Below are 20060 nucleotides of genomic sequence, written 5' to 3'. Positions count from 1 at the left end.
GTGAATAGCAAAGATGCGTGTCATCCTGAGCTTGCGAAGGACCTTATCATGCCAGAACGAGTCGTTGTTACGTCAGTCGTTCAACTGGCAGAAGGTCCTTCGCAAACTCAGGATGACACGCATCTTTGCTATTCACAAATTCACAAACGCACCATTCAACCGCAGCACCTGCGGAATAAGCAGCTGTTGGTCATCATTATACACCACAAAATCAGCGCGCTGGAGCCTTTCTTCCTCGCTGAGCTGCTTGCCAATGATGGCCTGCACATCCTGCGCGGTGCGGTGCGGGTCGCGGCGCAGCACGCGGGCTTCGCGGATGGGCTGCGGGGCGAATACTGTGATAATATGGTCGAGCTGCCGGTAGGCCCCCGACTCATACAGCAGCGCCGCTTCTTTAAGCACGTAGGCGTGGCCGGCCTGAGCTTGGTTGGCTGCCCACTCCGCGAAGTCGTGGCCCACATGGGGATGCACCAAGGCGTTGAGGCGGGCGAGTTGAGCAGGATCATGAAAGGCCAGCCGGGCCAGGTAGGGTCGGTCGAGTTGGCCATGCGCATCGAAGGTAGCCGCTCCGAAAGCCATTTGTAGCTCCGCTCGCAAAGCCTCATCGTGGGACATCACCCATTTGGCACGTGCATCCGAATCGTATACAGGCACGCCCAACACCTGAAACAAGCGGCATACCACGCTTTTACCGGACCCAATGCCGCCAGTAATACCTATTTTCTTCATTCGCGTACCATCGATACTTTCACCTGCGACGTGACAATGCGGGCACCGCGCGCCTGTTCTGGCGTTTCAATCAGCATAGGTGTCAGCACAGAGTCAGGTCCTACCAATTGCCCGAAGTATAAGGCTACGCGTAGGCGTTGCAGGTCCAAGGCGGCAGTGTCTTCCGGGAAGCTTTGAAGCTGCACCTGCACCGTAGCCGGCTGTAGCCGAAACCGCCGTTGCGCCGGAAAATCGCGTAGCTCGGGGGTAGTCCACACCGGTACGGTTACTACGGCTCGGGGGCGTAGGCGCACGCGCACGTCGCGCACGTTGGTGCTTACCATGGCAGGGCCACCAATTGGCACACTAATGCTGCCGGAGCTGCTGCCTGCTGGTGCCTGTGGCAGATGCACAGGGTAGGGACTAGCCAGCGCATTTACGACGCTAGCGGGTCCTTCAAACAGAATGGTAGCTGGCTCAAACTGCGCTGCGTAGGGCAGTGCCGAGCCATCGGCAGCACGGCTGAGGGTGAGCGGTACGCGCCGCCGTACTAGTTTATCAAACTCAATCCAGAGCGTATCGCTGAGCAGGTAGTTAAGTTGCAAGCCATCCATAGCGTTCTGCAAGGCCGGCCGCAGGGCCGAGGACAGCACGTAGCGCTGACTAGGTAAGCGCGTCAGGCGCATTTCGGCGGGCCGTACATCGGGCATAATATTTTTACGCAGCAGCTTCCATCCCCTACCCGTCACGTTCACGGTTACTTCTGGGGGTAGCTCCTGCACCGGCACATAGCGAGCTGTATCATACACCCACTCCACGGGGTAGGAAATGCGCGTGGTATAAGTCTTGTTGAGCGCGTTGAGCACCCAGATAGTTGACGCAGCCAGAAAGCACACCAGCACCGGCCGCCAATAGCCCTGCTCCGGCCCGTAGAACGGGCGGGCAAACCAAAATAGCAAACGTTGCGGGCGGGATGTTTTCATGATATGCCTTACGAGTTGCCCGTAAATATATGCGTGTCATCCTGAGCGTGCGAAGGACCCTCTCGTGTTGAACGAGTCGTTGTTACGCCAGTCGTTCTACCATAAAAAGCCCCTTTGTGCGCTCAAGATGACACTATTTTTCACTGACAGCTACTCACTAATTAACCTGCCGGGCAATGGCCGTGCGGTCGAACGTCAGACGAGTGCCTTTGTCAACTTCTACTACGACGGAATTTTCCGCCACGTCTACAATTTTACCGTGTAGACCTCCAATGGTCACTACATTGGCGCCCTTCGTGAGCGATTCGCGTAGGGCTTTGGCCTCTTTGGCGCGCTTCTGCTGCGGCCGAATCATGAAGAAGTACAGTACCACAAACATGGCGCCCAGTAGTAGAAACTGGGTCATGCCCCCGCCGCCGGGAGCCTGGAGTAGAAGAGTGAGCAGCATAGAAAAGAAATCAAAAAAAGAGAAAGGCGCCCTAACGAACGGGAAGCCGCCCGGGGTATAGACACGTTACTCGTGCCTGCCCGCCCAGACGGCTTCCCGCGCCAGTGCGCAACAAAAAACGACTATCGCACCGGACCGTTAGCCCCGTCAGATAAGATGTTGGCTTTAATGGCAATCTGGGTGATGCTGGGCTGGGTGTTGGCCCTTACCGCCACCTGCTTGTTCTGCATCCCGGTTTTACCGTGGCTGTCGAACTGCACTTGCATGGTGCCTTTGGCACCGGGTGCTACGGGCTCTTTGGTCCACTCGGGGGTAGTGCAGCCGCAACTGGCCTGGGCATTCTCAATCACCAACGGCGATTTGCCGGTATTGGTGAACTCGAAGGTATGCTTCACCACATCGCCGGGCTTGATATCACCGAAGTCGTATTCCTGCTCCGTGAAGGTCATTACTGGCGCGTTGGGGTTCGGGGCTTCCGTTTCGCCCAAGACGTTGGGGTTGTCCACAGTGGGGTTGGCAGCGGCGTTGGCATCAGCAGCGGCGGCATTCATGCCCTCGGTACCTACCTCAGTCTGCTTGTCCTGGCTGCAAGCGCCCACCAACAGGGTAGCCGCTAGTAGCGCAGTCGAAAAAAAGGTGCGTTTCATACAGGTAAATAACAGCTGCTGGGCAGCTTACAAAATGGGTGTGAAACCAAAATTACGACTTTCTTCTGGCATTTGGCATCTGTACCGGCACCAGCGAGAGCCGCGTATGCTTACGCCAGATTGTCAATAATGGCCTGTGCAAACTCGCTGGTAGAGGCTTTACCACCTAGGTCGCCGGTCAGCTTTTCGGGCTGTTGCAAGGTCTTGGTCAGCGCGTTTTCGATGCGGTTAGCGTGGTCTTTCTCTCCCAAGTGGTGCAGCATCATTAGGGCCGAGCGCAGCAGGGCGGTAGGATTGGCTTTACCCTGGCCCGCAATGTCGGGAGCCGAGCCGTGTACGGCCTCAAAGATAGCCGCATCGTCGCCGATGTTGGCACCTACTACCACGCCCAGACCGCCTACCAGGCCAGCACACAGATCGGAGAGGATGTCGCCAAACAAGTTGGTGGTCACCACTACATCGAACTGCTCGGGCCGAATCACCAACTGCATGCACATGTTGTCGATGATTTTGTCTTCGTACGTAATGTGCGGGTATTCGGCAGAAATCTCCTTGCCAGCATCCAGCATCAGCTTGCCCGCCAGTTTCAGAATGTTGGCTTTATGCGCCAGCGTCACCTTTTTGCGACCATTCTTATCGGCGTAGGCAAAAGCAGCACGCACAATCTTGTGGCAGCCCTCTACCGTCACGCGCGAAATGGAGTCGGCAATACCCAGGCGGTCATCGTAATACTCCAAGCCCGAGTACAAACCCTCGGTATTCTCCCGAAACAGCACCAAGTCTACGTTCTCGTAGCGCGACTTGATACCGGGCGTGGTTTGGGCCGGACGCACGTTTTGGTACAGGTTGTACTTCTGACGCAACGTGATGTTGATGCTGCGAAAACCCTTTCCTACCGGCGTGGTGAGGGGACCCTTCAGGGCCACACGGGTTTTGTCCAAGGAGTCGAGCAGGGCCTGGGGTAGTAGCTCGCCCGAGGTTTCGAAAGCAACCAAGCCGGCGTTATGCTCTTCCCAAGCAACGGGAACCTGCGCCGCGGCGAAAATATCGGTTACGGCTTTCGTGATTTCGGGACCAATTCCGTCGCCGGGGATAAGAGTGACTGTGTGCATCAGAGAAGGTTAGGTTAGCGTAGGTAGGGCACGCGGCCTGGCAAGAAGCCAGACCGGCCGGTGGTTAGCCAGATAGCCTACCTGGTTAGGGGTAGACACGAAGAAACAAAGGAGCGGATGAAGGAGCGAGGAAGGCAGGTAATAGCACCGTTTTCTCGTTCTCTCATCCACTCCTTATTATAGGGCATAGCGCTTAAATACCTTTGCGCGAGTTGATTTGATTGATCAATTGGTCAACGTCCCCGAGCAGCTGTTCGGCCTTGGTTTTAGCGTCCTGAATCACGCGCTGGCCTTCTGATTTGGCCGACATCGGGCCGGCGTCTACCCGGCTGGTCACCAGATTTTCGGTGAGGTCGGCCAGGGTTTCACGGTAGCGCTCCAACTGGTAGCTGAACCAGCTGCGCACCTCGCGGCCTTTCTCGGGGGCGTATAACAAACCGAATACAGCGCCGGTGAGGGCACCGCCGGCAAAGCATAGAATACCAGTGGTGGTTTTGCTGCTCATATTAGGTAAGGGATTGGAGTAGAAGGGTGGAAAAAAGCGGGGTTTTGCTTCCTGTTAGTACGAAAAACGTAAACTTAACGATGGGATTACGACAAAAAACGTGTACCTCCCGCTTTTTTTGACCTGCTCAGTGGAATCTACTGGTTATCAAGCAAGCCCCTACCCGACTTGCGGATGGCACCGCTGGCCGTGAGGTCCTGGGCCAGCTTGTCAAGGATACCGTTCACGAACTGCTTGCTTTTGGGTGTGCTATACAGCTTGCTGATTTCGATGTACTCGTTGATGGTCACTTTCACCGGAATGCTGCGGAACAGGTGCATCTCGCACAGGGCCATCTTCAGAATAATCTTGTCCAACAGGGCCACGCGTTCCACATCCCAGTTCTGCACCGATTCGGCAATTAGCTTTTCGTACCGCTCATCCTCGTCTAGGGTGTGGCGGTAGAGCGTTTGAGCAAACTCCTTGTCATCCTGCCAGTTGGCCGATAGCGACATCAACTCCAGATTTTCATCGGCGGATTCATCCAGCATTTTCACCGTCTTCAGCGTCAGGTTTTTCACCACCGGGCGGTTTTCCTCCCAGTTCAGGTCGTCCTCCTCCAGCTGGCGCGGTAGTTCCTCCCCTTTAAATACGTAGGTCTTATAGAGGTATTTCAGAAAATCCTGGTCGGCGGCGTAGTCGCCGGCCGGCGCGGCCAAGTAGCTTAGCACCTCTGCATCCTGCTTAACTTCGTTGCGCCAAGCCGTGCGTAGCGCCTCCATTTCCTCTTCGCCGTTCCACAGCAACTTGCGCCGAATGGTCAAGTCTTGCAACTGCTTGTTGTTGATGAGCTTCTGCACGGCCTGATTTTGCTCCAAGCGGGTCGTGTCCAGCGGGGCATCCTTGGGTGCCGTAAAGCGTCGGTTGCCGCGCTCCTGCTCCTCTTCCAGCACTCGCAATAGCGCTGCGGGTAGGTTCAGCAGGTGAATGTACTGGTCGTGAATGCTCTCGGCATTGTGCACCAGTTGGCCACCGTAGAAATTACCATCCTTGGTTTTTTGCTGCTGGTAGTACTTCATGGCGTCGCGCACGGCTTCGTGCACGTCAGCATCATCGGGCTGCTGTTCCGGCTCACTGCCAGTCTTGTGCCACTCCCGGAAGATGACTTCGGCCAGTTTGCGCTGCCCTTGAAGTTTGCGCCGGTCCTGAGGCTCAGGCGAGTTCAGATCGGGCGCAAAGGCGTCCGCAATGCGGTCATTCGCCAGCAAAAAATCAGATCCTACGGCCTGATGGTAGGCATACAGGGCCTGCATGACTTTAATGCGGAGCGTGCGTCGGTTGAGCATTGTATGAAAATGAAACCAGCACCATTTATGCTGATCTTGATGAAGTTGAGAATCTGAGCGAAAAGCGGGGTAGGGTAGGTACCTTTGAGCATCGAACTGCTCGGAGCGTATATCCGGCGCCTACCAGAACAGTGCGACCGTCCTACCCTTAAGTGGGGTATTGAACGTACGTATTATAGAGGTGGAGCGCCCCGCAATTCGGGCGCAAAAGTACCGGTTTTTTCTGATTAAGGCTAGTCGAAGCGTATCTTTCCTACCTATTTAGGAGTTTGGCAGCTAGTCGGTTAGCGTCGGCTGCATCTTGTCTGAACTGCATCCTGAAAACCGTTTGCCTGCTTTTTAACTTTCTACTACTCAAACTGCTAAACTACTTCCCTCCTGCCCCGTGAGTGCCCTCTCCGCTACCAATAAGTACTTATTTCGCTACAAATGGCATTTCCTCGGTGGCGTGCTGTTTGTGGCCCTGAGCACATTGCTGGCCATTTTCCCGGCCCAAATTGTGCGCTACGCCTTCGACCTCGTGAGTGAGGGCATCGACCTCTACCACCTCTACGCCGGCACCGAGGCCCAAAGCAGCGTGTATAAGCTATTCGGGCGCAACGTGCTGCTCTATGGTGCCCTCATTATTCTGCTGGCCGTGCTGCGCGGCATTTTTCTGTTCTACACGCGCCAGACACTCATCGTGATGTCGCGCCTAATTGAGAACGACCAGAAGAACGAAATCTTCCAGCATTATCAGTCCCTACCCCTCTCCTTCTACCGTCGCCACAGCACCGGCGACCTCATGTCGCGCATTTCTGAGGACGTAGGGCGTGTGCGCATGTACATCGGGCCAGCCATCATGTATTTCTTGCAGCTGGTTATTCTGTTCGTGCTCATCGTACCGCTTATGCTGATGGTGAATGTGAAGCTGACCGTGTACACGCTTCTACCCCTACCCATCCTGAGCGTCAGCATCTTTTATATCAACAACATCATCCAGCGCAAATCCGACGAAATCCAACGCTCCCTGGCCGGCATGACTACCTTTGTGCAGGAGGCCTTTTCGGGTATTCGGGTGCTGAAGTCATTTGTGCGCGAGGAAGACTCGCACCGGCAGTTTACGGTAGCCAGCGAGAACTACAAGGAGAAGTCGTTGAGCCTAAACTTTGTGAACTCCCTATTTTTTCCGTTGATTCTGTTCTTGGTGGGCCTCAGCACCATCATCACCGTATGGGTAGGCGGCCAAGAAGTAATCCGCGGGACTATCACTACGGGTAGCATCGCGGAGTTTCTCATTTACGTGAACCTACTTACGTGGCCCGTTACGGCCCTGGGCTGGACGTCATCGCTGGTACAACGTGCAGAAGCCTCACAAGCCCGCATCAACGAGTTTTTGCACCAGAAAACGGATATCATTTCTCACCGCAACGTGCAGCGCGAAATGCAGGGCGACATCGTATTCGACCACGTATCATTCACTTATCCCGATACCGGCATTGAGGCCCTGCGCGACGTGTCGTTCCGCATCCGACCGGGCCAGACGCTGGCAGTCATTGGCAATACCGGTTCGGGCAAAAGCACCGTGGCCGCCCTCCTCTGCCGCCTCTACGACGTGACGCAGGGTACCATCACCGTAGATGCTACCGATGTGCGCGACTACGCCCTTACGTCGCTCCGCAGCCAGATCGGCTACGTGCCGCAGGATGTATTCCTGTTCTCCGATACCATCCGCAACAACATCAACTTCGGCCTCGATAACCCCAACGAGGAGCGTATGAAGCAAGCCGCCCAGGACGCCAACGTGTACGAAAATATTATTCAGTTTCCCGAAGGCTTTGATACCAAGCTAGGCGAACGAGGCATTACGCTTTCAGGCGGGCAAAAGCAGCGTGTGAGTATTGCCAGAGCTTTGGTGAAGGAGCCGCGCATCCTGATTCTGGATGATTCGCTTTCGGCCGTAGATACCAATACCGAAAACGCCATCCTCAACAGCTTACAACGAGTGATGGAAAACCGCACCAGCCTCATCATCTCCCACCGCGTCAGTTCTGTGAAGCTAGCCGACGAAATCCTGGTGCTCGATGATGGCCAGATCGTGCAGCACGGCACTCACGATGCCCTTATGGCTGAGACTGACGGCCTCTACCGCGCCCTTTACGAACGCCAACTGCAAAGCGAAGAGGCGTAAGTGGTGAGATAATGAAGTTGTGAGTAAAAAAAGGTACCTGTCATCCTGCGCATGTGGCTTGATGCGCCACATGCGCAGGATGACAGGTACCTTTTTTTACTCACTATCTCGCCTTATTGCCCCAGATGCACGCGGCGGACGCCGCTTCGCTCACCGCTGGTGCAACGCACAATGTAGAAGCCGGTGGGTAGGCGGCTAACGTCGATGTTGGCGGCCTTGTCACCCGAAATCATATCCTTGGTCATCACGGGCCGGCCCTCGTCGTCGTTGATTTCCACTCGAACAGGGCCGGGTACGTCCGTACGCACAGTCAGGCGCTTACTAACGGGATTTATTTCCGCCTTCACTTTCACGGCATCGGATGAGGTAGCGGGAGCTTCCATTTTATCCGTTACCAAGGCAACTGGTTCCGACGTAACCTTCGCTGCGGCAGCTGTCTGGTTGGCGGCTGTTTGGGCATTAGCAGTAGTGACTAGCATCAAACAAAGTATGCTTGCCAGCATTGATATAACTATTTTCATATCACCTTTACGTTAAACATGTACAATGATAACTTAAAAACAAAAGTACGAATTGTATTTATTCGCGACCCGACAGTTAGTAAGTCTCCTCGATTAACAGCAAAACCATTGCCAAGAATAGCTACCCTCTAACTACCTCATTCCCAACCCATCGCTAGATACTTTGCTTTCAGATGTAAAAACAAGCATTTATTTCCTTTCAAAAATTGCAGTGATATCAAATCTTCTATTACCTTTGCAGCTCAATTCTATCGGGGTGTAGCGTAGCCTGGTATCGCGCCAGCATGGGGTGCTGGAGGTCGTAGGTTCGAATCCTGCCACTCCGACAGAAGAGCTTACGGCTCGAAAAGCCGCTGGACTTTGGTTCGGCGGCTTTTTTCGGCCGATAGCGAAAATTTTCCTGATACGCTGTGTGCTCAGGCTGCACCAGCAACTCGGGGTGTAGCGCAGCCCGGTAGCGCGCGTCGTTCGGGACGACGAGGCCGTAGGTTCGAATCCTGCCACCCCGACTTTTCTTTGATTCCAGCTAAAATAAACGGCCCGCTAAGCTTTGTGCTTAGCGGGCTTTTTTATTTCAAAATATATAAATAAATATATTATACAATATGTGCTTTACGACACCGTTAGCAGCAGCACATATTCACTAAATTTTCTTCGTTATGAAAAAAATAATTCTAAGTGGGGCTCTACTTAGTATAGCTTCGCTCAATGCGTATTCTCAAATTTCTGCTGGTACTGTCTCAATAGGAGGTGCGCTTAATTACGTAAGGTCATCTGTTAAAAATGAGATACCACCAACAGCTATAGGGATAAATAGCAATTACACTACCTCCTCACTGAACATTCAACCTATTGTAGGCTATTTCATAAGCGACAATTTATCCATAGGAATAAATACAGGTGTTAGTTTCGGCAACTCTGAACAAGCTGAATCTGGGCGTTTTGCTGATTCAAATCAGAACTACGAGCGCAACAGTAGCAGAAAAGAACGCATAGTATCCCTGGGCCCCGTTGCGCGTTATTACAAATTCATAGGAGATAAATTTGCCTTATTCGGACAATTTGGAGCAGGATATAAAAACAACTATTTTTCTGATTATAGTAATTATAGCAATTCGGTATATTCTTACAATGGTCGTTCACAAGGATTTTATGCTAATCTATCTCCAGGTATTACGTTTTTTCCTACTAAGAAACTAGGCATAGAAATATCTGTAAACGGTTTGAGTTATGATCGTATAACGCAGAAAAAGGATGGATTTAAATGGTCTAATAGTTCTTTATATACAAACTTTGGTTTAAGCTCTTTATTTATAGGAGGGTCTATCTATTTAGGTCGCAGTTAACAAGCATCGCACAAGAAAATGCCCCGACAGTATATACTGTCGGGGCATTTTCTTGTGCGATGCTTGTCATTTCACCACAGCCATTACCTCGGCTGGTGCATCAGCGGGAAACTGCTCCAAATAGATTTTAGCCGAAGTCAGTTTCTGCTCTTGCATAAAGTTTTTCGCGCCGGAGTACAGCTTATCCGGCGCTACCATGTAGCTGGCGTTTAGGCGGGCCTGCACCACGCGCTGGCCCGCCGGGAACGTGCGGTAGCGGTAGCCGGGGGGCAACTGTTGGGAGGTGGTATCGGCTACCACCAGGCCTACAAAGGCGCGTACGGTATCGTCGGATGCTTCTGGGTCGCTGTAGTAGATGTTGCCTAGCGCGCCACGTAGCTGGCCATTGTCGAGCACTTGCTGGGCCTGCCGAAATAGTGGGCCAAACTCGGTGCTATTTGCTTTGCCCTCAAAATAGCGACCAGCTAAATAAATGGGTTGGGTAGTGGTCTTGAGCTGCACATCTGGGCTGCGGAAACCGCCTAGGTAGGCATACCACACAGCCACGCTTAGCGACACAAGTAACAACCCTAAGAAAAGCCAACGAGTCATAGAAGGTGAATGAGAAGGATAAATATCATCATGAGCCTGTGAAGGATCTTATCAGATGAGATTGGGCCATTGCTACATGATAGGATCCTTTGCAAGCTCAGAAGGACAGCTATACTATTCGTTTACATACTGCATCTGGTAGAGTTGGGCGTAGAAGCCACCACGCCGCAACAGCTCCTCGTGCGTACCAGATTCCTGAATTTCGCCCCGGTCCAGCACAATGATGCGGTCGGCTTTCTGGATGGTGCTGAGGCGGTGCGCAATGACCAGCGACGTGCGGCCTTCCATCAGCTTGTCAATAGCTTCCTGAATCAACTCTTCCGTCTCCGAATCAACGGAGGAAGTGGCCTCGTCCAGAATAATAATGCGCGGCTGGTAAACCATGGCGCGCACAAAGGAAATCAGTTGTCGCTGGCCTACGGAGAGGGTAGCACCACGCTCCATTACCTGATAGTGCAGGCCACCGGGTAGGCGCTCAATAAAGCGACGGGCACCCACCAGCTCGGCAGCTTCCCAAATTTGCTCTTCCGTAATATCCTTGTTGCCCAACGTGATGTTGTCGGCGATGGAGCCCGCAAAAAGGAACACGTCCTGCAACACTACCCCAATCTGCTGGCGCAGGGCCTTCAGATCGTATTCGTGCAGGTCGTGGCCGTCGATGCTGATGGTGCCTTTGTTGATGTCGTAGAAGCGGGAGAGCAGGTTGATAATGCTGGTTTTGCCCGCGCCGGTAGCGCCTACGAAGGCGATGGTCTGGCCGGCCTTTACCTCAAAGTTGATGTCTTTGAGCACGTAGTTTTCCTCGTTGTAGGCAAACCACACGTGGTCGAAGCGGACGTCGCCGCGCAGGGTAGTAGGCAGGAAGTTGCCGTTGTCGGCAATTAGCTCCTTGCTGTCCAGCAGCTTCAACAGACGCTCCGTGCTTACCAAGCCGAGCTGCAACGTATTGAAGCGGTCGGCAATTTGGCGTATTGGCCTAAAGAACAGGCTATTATACAGAATAAAGGCAATCAGTGCTCCTTTAGTTATCGTGCCCTCAATCTGCCCTTGCGCTGCATACCATACCAGCAGGCCGATACCTACGGCGCCCAGCACCTCAGCTACGGGGTAGTACACTGAGTAGTACAGAACAGACCTGATGTTGGCGCGGGTGTGCTCTTGGTTGATCTTCTCGAACTTTTGTTGCTCGCGAGCCTCGTTGTTGAAAATCTGCACCACGCTCATTCCCGTGAGGTGCTCCTGCACGAAGGAATTCAGGCTAGCCACGGCCGTGCGCACCTCCTGAAACGACTTCTTTACCTTCTCCTTGAATACATAAGTGCTGAACAGCAGCGGCGGAATCACGGACAAGCTCACCAGCGTCAGGCGCCAATCGATGTAAAACATGAAGGCTATGATGAACACCAGCTGCAAAATGTCGCCAATCATGGCTGCCAGCCCTTCACTAAACACATCGGACAGTGTTTCTACGTCGGAAATATTGCGCGTTACGAGCACCCCGATGGGCGTACGGTCAAAAAACTTCAGGCGCAGATCGAGGATGTGCTTGTAGAGGTCTACCCGGATGTCGCGCACGATGTACTGACCCAGCCAGCCACCGTAGTAGGTTTGCAGATAGCTCACCAGCGTGTGTCCTACCAGCAAAACAATCAACCAGATAAACATGCGGTTCACTCCCGTCATATCACCCTGGTCGATGCTGACATCGACCATTTTCTGGATCAAAAAGGGTCGCAGCGTACCCAAGGCTGCCGTGGCAACCGTCAGGAAGATGAGGAAATAAAATACGCGCCGGTAGGGCCGCACGTACGCCATCAGCCGGCTCAGCACCTGCCAATCGAAGATATTGCCGGTTTTGGTGGCAGTAGTGGTTTGCTCCACGGAATATAAACTTGAAGGGGAATCGATTAGCTAACCAGTAGTATACGGGGAAGGTTATGCGTTGCTATGTATGAAGGTAAATACGTCTGTCATCTTGAGCGGAGCGAAGGACCTTCTCACGCTAGAACGAGTCGTTGTTATAACCGTCGTTCTGGCATGAGAAGGTCCTTCGCTCTGCTCAGGATGACAGATGATTGCCCTACCCCGCAAAATACGGCAGGCCTGTAGGTAGCAACTCCGTAGGCACCAACCCGGCTGGATACTCTACCCGACACAAAAACAGCCCCTGCGCCTTGGCTGCGCCGCTGGCGTGCACTCGATTCAACGACTGAAAAACTTCCCGAAACTCGTCGGGTGTCAGCTTGCCTTTGCCTACCGTCAGCAAGGTGCCTACTACCAGCCGCACCATACCCCGCACAAACCGGTTGGCCCGGATGCGGAATATTACACCACCCGGCGTGGGGTGCCAACCGGCCTCGTAGCAAAGGCAACGGTAGTGCTTTTCGCTACCTCCTACCTTAGAGAAACTCGTAAAATCATGGTCGCCGATGAGGTAGGCGGCGGCTTCGTTCATAGCCGTTACATCGGGAGAACGGTCGAGGTAGAGGGCGTGGGGAGCCGCAAACGGGTCGGGCACAAGGCGCACGTGGTACTCGTAGGTACGCACCCGCGCATCGAAGCGGGCGTGCGCCGTGGGCGGAACCGGATGCACCAAGTAGCCCCGCATATCGGCAGGTAGGGCGCGGTTGAGGCGGTAAAGTAGCGTATCAAGGTCGAGGCCCTCGGGCAGTTCCGCGTCGAAGTGCGCTACCTGGTGGCTGGCGTGCACCCCTGAGTCGGTGCGGCCGCTGCCCAGCGAATACACTGGCTGTCGCAATATCTGCGACAGGCATCGGTCTAATTCCTGCTGCACCGTGAGTGTACCCGGCTGAATCTGCCACCCATGAAAGCGCGTGCCATCGTAGGCGAGGTGAAGAAAGTAGCGCAACGTGGTTTTTGGTTGGTTGTTGTTGGTTTTTGGCTATCTACAAACAGGTGTTCCTCTGGCCAAAAACCAACAACAACCAACCAAAAACCGACTCAGTTACAGCTTCTCGTAAATAGCCGAAGCACCTTGCCCTACCCCTACGCACATGGTTACGAGGCCGTAGCGGACGTTTTCGCGGCGTTGCATTTCGTGCAGCAGTGTGGCTGTGATGCGGGCGCCGGCGCAGCCCAGTGGGTGCCCAATGGCAATGCTACCGCCATTAACGTTGACTTTGGCCGGGTCCAGCTCCAAGTCGCGCATACAGGCAATGCTTTGGGCCGCAAAGGCTTCATTCAGCTCAATCAGGTCGATGTCATTCATCGTCAACCCAGCGCGCTGAAGCACTTTCTGGGTAGCCGGTACCGGCCCAATGCCCATGTAGGCCGGATCGACGCCCGCCACGGCCGACGCCACAATGCGGGCCATCGGCTTCAGGTCATAGCGCTTCAGGGCTTCTTCGCTTACTACCAGCACGGCGGCGGCACCGTCGTTGATGCCTGCCGAGTTGCCGGCCGTTACGGTGCCATTCTCAATAAACGCCGGCCTTAGAGCAGCCAGCTTTTCCATGCTCGACAGGCGCGGGTGCTCGTCGGTATCAAACAGCGCCGTATCGCCTTTAGGCTGGGCAATGAATACGGGCGCAATTTCCTTCCGGAAGCATCCTTTCTCGTAGGCGCGCTTGTATTTGCGTTGCGTATCGTAGGCAAATTGGTCTTGCTCCTCGCGCGTGATGCCGTACTTAGCAGCCACGTGCTCAGCAGTTTCGCCCATCGTATAGGGCAAGTGCATGGCTGAGAGCTTGGGGTTCACGAAACGCCAGCCCAGGGTAGTATCGTGGGCGGTGAAATCGCGGCCGAACGCCGTGACGGATTTCGCCATCACGAAGGGAGCGCGCGTCATGTTCTCAGAGCCACCCGCCAGGTACACGTCGCCCTCGCCGGCCCGAATAGCGCGGAACGAATCCATAATGCTCTGCAAACCCGAGGCGCAGAGGCGGTTTACGGTGTTGCCGGGCACCGACAGGGGTAGACCAGCCAGCAGAGCAGCCATGCGGGCCACGTTGCGGTTGTCTTCGCCGGCCTGGTTAGCGGCGCCCATGATTACGTCTTCAATAGCGGCGGGGTCGATGCTTTTGTTGCGGCGCATCAGCTCGCGCAGTACGTGCGCGGCCATATCATCGGGGCGGACGCTGCTAAGTGCGCCGCCAAATTTACCAATCGGGGTGCGGACAGCGTCCACGATATATGCTTGGGACATCAGAAGGGTTGGAAGTGCGGTTATTCCGGTCGTTGTTGGCTACTTTTGCGGCTTCGGTACCTGTTAGCACCCGCCCAAAACTGTTCAACTACAAAGATGATACAAAGAATTCAAAGCGTATTCCTGCTTTTGCTGGCCCTGGCGATGGGCAGCGTTTTATTTCTGCCTATTTGGAGCAAAACTGATCCTACCACCGGGCAGCACCTTGTGCTCACGGCTTTTGAACTAGGCTATGTTCCTTCTGACCCCGGTATGTCCGTCTCCACCAGCGCCTGGCCGATTGCGGCGCTGGCAGCGGCCGCAGCGGCTATAGCCTTCATCGAGATTTTCCAGTATCGCAGCCGTTTGCGGCAGTTGCAGTTGGGCCTGCTGAACCTATTGTTCATGCTCGGTACCATTGGCACCAGCTATTACTACTCTACCCTGGGCGAGCAAATGCTGAACCTGAAGCTTACGGGCAGTTTTCATGCCGGCTTCTACCTTCCTACCCTCGCGCTACTGCTGAACATCCTGGCCAACCGCTTCATCCGCCGCGACGAGCAACTGGTGCGTAGCATGGACCGCCTGCGGTAAGTGGTGAGTAACGGTTGTCATTCCGAGCGCAGCGAGGAATCTGGGCAACAGGTATATAAATCCAGATTTTTCGCTGCGTTAGGAATGACATAGACGTAATAAACAAGGGCTTCCGCGATGCGCGGAAGCCCTTGTTTATTACGTCTATGTCATTCCTAACGGTTTCCTACTTATCTCACGGCCGTTGCATATCACCGCTTAGGCGTTGCAACTCCTGAATGCTGGCTTCAAAATCGAAGACGTCGTAGACGCGGCTGAAATTTTGGGGGTCGGCTACATAGGGGTAGGCATATTTGGCTAGTGCCAAGCGGGAGCCTTCCATGCTGAGCGTCTGAAGCAGACGTACCAAGTCGTTGCTTTGAATGCTGGTTTGATTGATGGTTTGGCGCGCTAGGCTCAGGCGAGTTTCGTCGGAAGCTGTGCGCTGCATCGACTCGGCGAGGTTTGTTACTTCTGTCTGCGTGAGGGAGCGGTAGCGGGTGGCGTTGTTGTAGCCGCCGCTGCTGGGGTAGTTAGGGGTAGGGCTACCTGCTTGGTTAGGGTAGGGAGCATTGGGCGTCGGGTACGAATTGTTGGGCTGGTTGCCTGTACTCGGAGGGTAGCCGTGGCCGCCGGGGTAGGCCGCGCCTGGTACTGGCTGCGGTGCGGGGCTAGCATTTGGGTACGCATTGTCGTTGCGACGGTAGCCGTAGTCGTCGGAGTATTGACCGTAGGGCGTGGCGGGTGGGTAGGGAACGGATTCCCCGATAGCATACCCGCGTCGGATGGGCGCTTCCGCCACTTTGCGCAGCTGCAACCCATAGCCGGGGCGAGCCAGCAGCACATAGCTGCTTTCCAAGCCAGGGTCGAGGAACACGCGGGTGCGGTAGGCCACCACCCGGCCGTAGCCGGTCGGAATCAGAAACTCGGCCCAATGAAAGCCCGCCGTCAGGCGGTCGATGCGCACGGCGCGGGCGCCGGGCTGCGTGAGCGGGCGACCATCAAAAAACAACTGAAACGCCACGCCGCGCTCCGACGAGAAGTTAACTACAGCTGGCGCCGCTCGTAGCTCTCCACCTAGCAACAGGAGCAGTAGCAAAGCAAAAGCAGATAAGAGCTTTTTCATGGCAGTAGAGAACAGAGGAGGAGAGAAGAGAAAGCAGACTGCAAAACAATTACGTTCTATAAAAGCCAAGTATTGTGCCAAATCCAGCTTTCTTTTTTTGCGGCTGCCTCGTGGCTCTACCTGTCTTACAGCTGACCTAAAATACAAAAAGTCTCGACAATTTGCCGAGACTTTTTTCTGATAATGAGCAGTTTACCTACTAGTCTGCAATTCGCGTCACCTGGAACTCGGTGCGGCGGTTCTGCTGATACTCGGCTTCTGTCTTGGCGTTTTTGATGACGGGTCGAGTTTCGCCGTAGCCCTTGGCCGTCACCCGGTTTGCTTCAATCCCTTTCGATATAATATAGTCCACGGCCGACTGTGCCCGGCGTTGCGAAAGGGCCAGGTTATAGGCATCCTTACCCCGCGAGTCGGTGTGGGAGCTGAGTTCGATGGTGATTTTTGGGTTGTCCGTCAGCGTTTCTACCAGCTTATCCAGTTCCACGGCTGCATCAGGGCGAATGTTCGCTTTGTCATAGTCGTAGAAGATGTTTTCGACCACAATCGCCTTGTTCTTCACAATCTCCGTCAGCGTCAGCGTCACGGGTATGCGAATCTCCGTCAGGTCGTTGGTGAGCTGGTCTTGCGGGGGGCGCTTGCCTACCGTCGTCACACCTTGGCGGGCCGTGAAGTAGCCCGTGCGCTCGGCCACCAGCGAGTAGGCCGTAGCCGAATCCAGCTTCAGGCTGAATTTACCGTTGGCGTCGGCCGTCACGTCCTGCAACTTTTGCCCCTTTGCATATACTGCTACCGGTTCACCACCAAGGGGTTGCACGGCACCACCCTTGGCCGGACGCGCCTGCACAGTACCATCTACGAAGAAGACCACGTCCTTAAACATATTGCGCTTGAAGGAGTAGAGGTCGTCGGCGCCCTGCCCGCCGCTGCGGTCCGATGCAAACAGGCCTGTGCTATTGGTGAGTAGGTAGGGCGCGAAGTCGTCGCTGGGGCTATTGATGGGCGCGCCCAGGTTCTTCACTTTGCCTTTCTCTACCACAAAAATATCGAGCTTACCCAAGCCGGCATGCCCGTCAGAGGAGAAGTAGAGCGAGCCATCGGGTGCCACGGACGGGAAGCTTTCGTTGCCGGGCGTGTTGATTTGCTCACCCAAGTTTTCGGGTGGTGAGAAACGGCCATTTTCGCTTAGCTCCGCCTTATACAGATCGGTACCGCCCTGGCCGCCACTACGGCTGGAGGCGAAATAGAGCGTTTTGCCATCGGGCGAGAACATGGGCGAAAAGTCGTCGGCCGAGCGACTGTTGAGACCCCGCGCCAGTTCCGGCTCCGTCCAGGCTCCGTTCTGGTAGGCCGACATATACAAGTCAACGCTTTGCAAACCGAGTTTCGCCTGCTTCTTGGTACCGTTGTTGGAGCGCGCAAACACCATAAAGCGCCCGTCGGGCGTGTAGGTGGCGCTGGCCTCGTGCATGTCGGCAGTGTTGATAGGGGCGGCCAACTTGCGCACAGTGCCGCCACTCATTGCATTCTCGTCGTCGAACTTGATGGCATACAGATCGTTAAACCCTAAGCCATTGCCCAAATACGTTTTCCCTTCCCTACCCGACGCAAATATCAGTTCCTTGGTTTGGGGCATGAAAGCAGCGCCAAACTCAGAAGACGGCGAATTCAGTTGGGCCACGGGCTGCACCTCGTCGCGGGTTCGGGTAGCGGCTAGCTCTTGGCTCAGCTTGCTGTTTTTGGCTTCCAACTCGGCGCGGGCTACCAGCGTGCGGTTGCTGCCATTTTCGGCGTAGGTTGTGAAGCGCTGCGCGGCTTCGTCGTAGTTGCCGTTGGTTTTCAGGGCTGATGCGTAATAAAACGGTGCATCGGCACTACGCACTTTAGCATCGAGGGCAGCTTTGTAGTACGGTTCCGCTTCCCCTATGCGGTTCGAGAGGCGATACGATTCGGCAATACGCAAATTGGCGTAACCCGCATTACGGCCTTTCGCCAAGTCCTTCTTATACAACTCAATAGCTGGCTCATATTCGCCGCGCGTGAAACGCTTATCGGCCTTACTTCCACCGCCCGCCGTAGCGCAGCCACCCAATAATCCCGCCGAACCGGCTACAGCACACAAGTAAATAAGTTTTCGCATGGATAGATTGCCGGTAGGCAAGAAATAAGGGAGGAAAGCCGGCCGGTTAGCGCGGCTTAGACAAGTATACTAGGTTTTGGGGTAAATAGCGCGGATGCAGCCCAACGCCTCACAGCTTTACTTTCGCATTATTTCCCCGCAAAATACCGCGCCAGCCACGTTTCGGCAGCCGGTGCGGGCCACGCCTGTGCCAGTTGCGCGTGCCGGGCAATGGTATTGTCGAAGTAGGGCGTATCGGGGCGGAGCTGGCCTTCGGCTACGGCCGTGCGCAACTCACGCCGATCAAGCAAGCGCACCTCGCCATCGACCAGAAACGCCAGCCGTGATTTTTCTAGTAGCTCCACACCCAAAGCGGCTTCCAGGTCGCGCACAAACCGCACGGAGGCATCAATGGAGCAACCGCTGGCATCAGCTACGGCCTCATCCAAGCCAATAACCAAAAACTGGTGATGCAGAATAGCAGCCGAGGCGTGCAAGGTGCGGCCGTGACTGGTCCAGGCGGTAGCAAACTGCGCCAGAGCGGGCTGCACACGCGCTAGCTCGGTATCGGTCAGAGGCCGGTTGGCCTGGTATATCCAGATGCGCGCCTCGGGCGGTAGTTGGTCGAAAGAAACGTACATAAGCGAAGTAGCAAAAACGGTATTTCTATAACGTATACCGCTTGTTTTTATTGACAAAGTAACAGCCCCGGCGGGAAGTTCCGTCGGGGCTGTGAAAGAGGGGTGTCATTCTGATCATTCTGCTTGCTGCGCAGAACGACAATCTACGCGTTTAGGCCTTCGGCTGAAGCTACTAGCTCAGCCAGATCGAACACCTGCACGTTATTTTCGCGCTCTTTGTTTTTCACGCCATCGGCCATCATGGTCATGCAAAATGGGCAGCCCACAGCAATGATGCTACCCTGGTCGTTTTGCTTGGGAGTAGGGGTAGCGCCTTCGTTGCCGCTTTCCTTGCCCTGGATGCGGGCCAGCGCTTCGGCGTTGCCGTCGAGGGTAGCCAGAGCCTCTTCGGTGCGCTCAATGTTGACGTCTTTCTTACCGGGCTCAGGTTCTTTCCACATCTGGGCACCGCCGGCACCACAGCATAGCCCGTTGGCTTTGCTGCGCTTCATCTCTACCAAGTCGACATCTAGGGCTTCGAGCACGGCGCGCGGCGCTTCGTAGATGTTATTGGCGCGGCCCAGGTAGCAGGAATCGTGGAAGGTGATACGCCGACCTTTGTACGCCTCGCCACCTTCCAGTTTCACCCTACCCTCATCAATGAGCTGTTGTAAGAAGGTGCTGTGGTGAATCACTTCGTAGTTGCCGCCCAGCGCCGGGTACTCGTTTTTGATGGTGTTGAAGCAGTGCGGGCAGGCCGTCACAATCTTCTTCACGTTGTAGCCCTCGAACGTGGTGATATTCTGCATGGCCTGCATTTGAAACAGGAACTCGTTGCCGGCTCGCTTGGCGGGGTCGCCGGTGCAGGTTTCTTCCATGCCCAGCACGGCGTATTTCACGCCCACGTGCTCCAAAATGCGCACAAAGGCCCGGGTTACGCGCTTGTACCGGTCGTCGAAAGCACCGGCGCAGCCTACCCAGAACAGCACTTCGGGTTCCTCGCCACGGGCGGCGAAGTCAGACATTAACGGTACGTTTATCTGGCGTTTGGCAGTTTGTTCAGCCATATGGTTGGGAAGCTGTTAGCTAAGGGCTGTCAGCTATTCTTTTTTTTTAGAGAAAGAT

At 54.8% G+C, this 20060-nt stretch carries 19 protein-coding genes and 2 tRNA genes; 5 read left to right on the top strand and 16 right to left on the bottom strand.

Annotation, left to right across the window (positions count from 1 at the left end; genetic code table 11):
* Nucleotides 1-132: 132 nt before the first annotated feature.
* From coaE to nusB, 7 genes are all read right to left on the bottom strand, one after another.
* Nucleotides 133-729 carry a dephospho-CoA kinase gene (coaE, locus tag F1C16_RS17660; RefSeq protein WP_185281911.1) on the bottom strand — a complete coding sequence of 199 codons (597 nt, stop codon included), beginning with the start codon at nucleotides 727-729 and terminating at the stop codon, nucleotides 133-135.
* On the bottom strand, nucleotides 726-1691 hold the full coding sequence (locus tag F1C16_RS17655) for a hypothetical protein (RefSeq protein ID WP_185281910.1): 966 nt from the start codon (nucleotides 1689-1691) through the stop codon (nucleotides 726-728). The genes coaE and F1C16_RS17655 overlap by 4 nt, the downstream gene beginning before the upstream one ends.
* Nucleotides 1692-1848: 157 nt before the next feature.
* The gene (gene yajC / locus F1C16_RS17650) at nucleotides 1849-2139 is read right to left on the bottom strand and encodes a preprotein translocase subunit YajC (protein ID WP_185281909.1); all 291 of its coding nucleotides are present in this window, start codon (nucleotides 2137-2139) and stop codon (nucleotides 1849-1851) included.
* 122 nt (nucleotides 2140-2261) lie between these two features.
* Nucleotides 2262-2786 (bottom strand): DUF1573 domain-containing protein, encoded by a 525-nt coding sequence (locus tag F1C16_RS17645; RefSeq protein WP_185281908.1) that lies wholly within the window; start codon nucleotides 2784-2786, stop codon nucleotides 2262-2264.
* A gap of 110 nt (nucleotides 2787-2896) precedes the next feature.
* A complete protein-coding gene (locus F1C16_RS17640) occupies nucleotides 2897-3898 on the bottom strand; it encodes an isocitrate/isopropylmalate dehydrogenase family protein (protein ID WP_185281907.1) in 1002 nt (333 codons plus the stop codon).
* Nucleotides 3899-4091: 193 nt separating this feature from the next.
* Nucleotides 4092-4403 carry a YtxH domain-containing protein gene (locus tag F1C16_RS17635; RefSeq protein ID WP_185281906.1) on the bottom strand — a complete coding sequence of 104 codons (312 nt, stop codon included), beginning with the start codon at nucleotides 4401-4403 and terminating at the stop codon, nucleotides 4092-4094.
* A 137-nt stretch (nucleotides 4404-4540) separates the two neighbouring features.
* Nucleotides 4541-5728, bottom strand: coding sequence for a transcription antitermination factor NusB (nusB, locus tag F1C16_RS17630; RefSeq protein ID WP_185281905.1), 1188 nt, complete (start codon nucleotides 5726-5728; stop codon nucleotides 4541-4543).
* Between the two features lie 385 nt (nucleotides 5729-6113).
* Between nusB and F1C16_RS17625 the strand changes: the two genes are divergently transcribed.
* Nucleotides 6114-7898 carry an ABC transporter ATP-binding protein gene (locus F1C16_RS17625; protein ID WP_185281904.1) on the top strand — a complete coding sequence of 595 codons (1785 nt, stop codon included), beginning with the start codon at nucleotides 6114-6116 and terminating at the stop codon, nucleotides 7896-7898.
* A gap of 113 nt (nucleotides 7899-8011) precedes the next feature.
* Here the strand turns inward: F1C16_RS17625 and F1C16_RS17620 are convergent, their stop codons facing one another.
* Entirely contained in the window at nucleotides 8012-8377 is a 366-nt protein-coding gene (locus F1C16_RS17620) for a T9SS type A sorting domain-containing protein (protein WP_185281903.1), read from the bottom strand.
* Between the two features lie 294 nt (nucleotides 8378-8671).
* Here F1C16_RS17620 and F1C16_RS17615 point away from each other — a divergent pair.
* The 3 genes from F1C16_RS17615 to F1C16_RS17605 all read left to right on the top strand — a co-directional run bounded on the left by F1C16_RS17615 (nucleotide 8672) and on the right by F1C16_RS17605 (nucleotide 9765).
* Nucleotides 8672-8745, top strand: a tRNA-Pro gene (locus F1C16_RS17615).
* A gap of 109 nt (nucleotides 8746-8854) precedes the next feature.
* A tRNA-Pro gene (locus F1C16_RS17610) sits at nucleotides 8855-8928 on the top strand.
* 150 nt (nucleotides 8929-9078) lie between these two features.
* The gene (locus F1C16_RS17605) at nucleotides 9079-9765 is read left to right on the top strand and encodes an outer membrane beta-barrel protein (protein ID WP_185281902.1); all 687 of its coding nucleotides are present in this window, start codon (nucleotides 9079-9081) and stop codon (nucleotides 9763-9765) included.
* A gap of 66 nt (nucleotides 9766-9831) precedes the next feature.
* Here F1C16_RS17605 and F1C16_RS17600 read toward each other — a convergent pair whose 3' ends face one another.
* The 4 genes from F1C16_RS17600 to F1C16_RS17585 form a co-directional block, all read right to left on the bottom strand.
* Nucleotides 9832-10356, bottom strand: coding sequence for a hypothetical protein (locus F1C16_RS17600; protein ID WP_185281901.1), 525 nt, complete (start codon nucleotides 10354-10356; stop codon nucleotides 9832-9834).
* 114 nt (nucleotides 10357-10470) lie between these two features.
* Nucleotides 10471-12171: an ABC transporter ATP-binding protein gene (locus F1C16_RS17595; protein ID WP_185284389.1), complete on the bottom strand. Its 1701-nt coding sequence runs from the start codon at nucleotides 12169-12171 to the stop codon at nucleotides 10471-10473.
* A 265-nt stretch (nucleotides 12172-12436) separates the two neighbouring features.
* The gene (gene truA / locus F1C16_RS17590) at nucleotides 12437-13225 is read right to left on the bottom strand and encodes a tRNA pseudouridine(38-40) synthase TruA (RefSeq protein ID WP_185281900.1); all 789 of its coding nucleotides are present in this window, start codon (nucleotides 13223-13225) and stop codon (nucleotides 12437-12439) included.
* Nucleotides 13226-13321: 96 nt separating this feature from the next.
* Nucleotides 13322-14521, bottom strand: a complete 1200-nt coding sequence (locus F1C16_RS17585; RefSeq protein ID WP_185281899.1) for an acetyl-CoA C-acyltransferase — start codon at nucleotides 14519-14521, stop codon at nucleotides 13322-13324.
* Between the two features lie 96 nt (nucleotides 14522-14617).
* Here F1C16_RS17585 and F1C16_RS17580 point away from each other — a divergent pair, with 96 nt between their 5' ends.
* Nucleotides 14618-15094 carry a DUF4293 family protein gene (locus tag F1C16_RS17580; RefSeq protein WP_185281898.1) on the top strand — a complete coding sequence of 159 codons (477 nt, stop codon included), beginning with the start codon at nucleotides 14618-14620 and terminating at the stop codon, nucleotides 15092-15094.
* A gap of 175 nt (nucleotides 15095-15269) precedes the next feature.
* Here F1C16_RS17580 and F1C16_RS17575 read toward each other — a convergent pair whose 3' ends face one another.
* The 4 genes from F1C16_RS17575 to F1C16_RS17560 all read right to left on the bottom strand — a co-directional run bounded on the left by F1C16_RS17575 (nucleotide 15270) and on the right by F1C16_RS17560 (nucleotide 19960).
* Nucleotides 15270-16199 (bottom strand): DUF4476 domain-containing protein, encoded by a 930-nt coding sequence (locus tag F1C16_RS17575; protein ID WP_185281897.1) that lies wholly within the window; start codon nucleotides 16197-16199, stop codon nucleotides 15270-15272.
* A 199-nt stretch (nucleotides 16200-16398) separates the two neighbouring features.
* Nucleotides 16399-18336 (bottom strand): OmpA family protein, encoded by a 1938-nt coding sequence (locus F1C16_RS17570; RefSeq protein ID WP_185281896.1) that lies wholly within the window; start codon nucleotides 18334-18336, stop codon nucleotides 16399-16401.
* Between the two features lie 128 nt (nucleotides 18337-18464).
* Entirely contained in the window at nucleotides 18465-18956 is a 492-nt protein-coding gene (locus F1C16_RS17565) for a hypothetical protein (protein WP_185281895.1), read from the bottom strand.
* Nucleotides 18957-19099: 143 nt separating this feature from the next.
* Nucleotides 19100-19960, bottom strand: a complete 861-nt coding sequence (locus tag F1C16_RS17560; RefSeq protein WP_185281894.1) for a (Fe-S)-binding protein — start codon at nucleotides 19958-19960, stop codon at nucleotides 19100-19102.
* Nucleotides 19961-20060 lie beyond the last annotated feature (100 nt).

The sequence above is a fragment of the Hymenobacter sp. NBH84 genome (assembly GCF_014217645.1).
GTDB classification, from domain to species: Bacteria; Bacteroidota; Bacteroidia; order Cytophagales; family Hymenobacteraceae; genus Hymenobacter; species Hymenobacter profundi.
The sequence above is the reverse complement of the archived record's forward strand: the minus strand, read 5'-3'. Positions and strand labels throughout refer to the sequence as shown.

Bases quoted from the DNA above. Each gene is read 5' to 3' on its own strand.
- F1C16_RS17640 (WP_185281907.1), bottom strand. From the start codon at position 3,898: ATGCACACAGTCACTCTTATCCCCGGCGACGGAATTGGTCCCGAAATC.
- F1C16_RS17575 (WP_185281897.1), bottom strand. From the start codon at position 16,199: ATGAAAAAGCTCTTATCTGCTTTTGCTTTGCTACTGCTCCTGTTGCTA.
- F1C16_RS17570 (WP_185281896.1), bottom strand. From the start codon at position 18,336: ATGCGAAAACTTATTTACTTGTGTGCTGTAGCCGGTTCGGCGGGATTA.
- nusB (WP_185281905.1), bottom strand. From the start codon at position 5,728: ATGCTCAACCGACGCACGCTCCGCATTAAAGTCATGCAGGCCCTGTAT.
- F1C16_RS17560 (WP_185281894.1), bottom strand. From the start codon at position 19,960: ATGTCTGACTTCGCCGCCCGTGGCGAGGAACCCGAAGTGCTGTTCTGG.
- yajC (WP_185281909.1), bottom strand. From the start codon at position 2,139: ATGCTGCTCACTCTTCTACTCCAGGCTCCCGGCGGCGGGGGCATGACC.
- F1C16_RS17580 (WP_185281898.1), top strand. From the start codon at position 14,618: ATGATACAAAGAATTCAAAGCGTATTCCTGCTTTTGCTGGCCCTGGCG.
- F1C16_RS17585 (WP_185281899.1), bottom strand. From the start codon at position 14,521: ATGTCCCAAGCATATATCGTGGACGCTGTCCGCACCCCGATTGGTAAA.
- F1C16_RS17605 (WP_185281902.1), top strand. From the start codon at position 9,079: ATGAAAAAAATAATTCTAAGTGGGGCTCTACTTAGTATAGCTTCGCTC.
- coaE (WP_185281911.1), bottom strand. From the start codon at position 729: ATGAAGAAAATAGGTATTACTGGCGGCATTGGGTCCGGTAAAAGCGTG.
- F1C16_RS17645 (WP_185281908.1), bottom strand. From the start codon at position 2,786: ATGAAACGCACCTTTTTTTCGACTGCGCTACTAGCGGCTACCCTGTTG.
- F1C16_RS17655 (WP_185281910.1), bottom strand. From the start codon at position 1,691: ATGAAAACATCCCGCCCGCAACGTTTGCTATTTTGGTTTGCCCGCCCG.
- F1C16_RS17635 (WP_185281906.1), bottom strand. From the start codon at position 4,403: ATGAGCAGCAAAACCACCACTGGTATTCTATGCTTTGCCGGCGGTGCC.
- F1C16_RS17565 (WP_185281895.1), bottom strand. From the start codon at position 18,956: ATGTACGTTTCTTTCGACCAACTACCGCCCGAGGCGCGCATCTGGATA.
- F1C16_RS17600 (WP_185281901.1), bottom strand. From the start codon at position 10,356: ATGACTCGTTGGCTTTTCTTAGGGTTGTTACTTGTGTCGCTAAGCGTG.
- F1C16_RS17595 (WP_185284389.1), bottom strand. From the start codon at position 12,171: ATGGCGTACGTGCGGCCCTACCGGCGCGTATTTTATTTCCTCATCTTC.
- F1C16_RS17620 (WP_185281903.1), bottom strand. From the start codon at position 8,377: ATGCTAGTCACTACTGCTAATGCCCAAACAGCCGCCAACCAGACAGCT.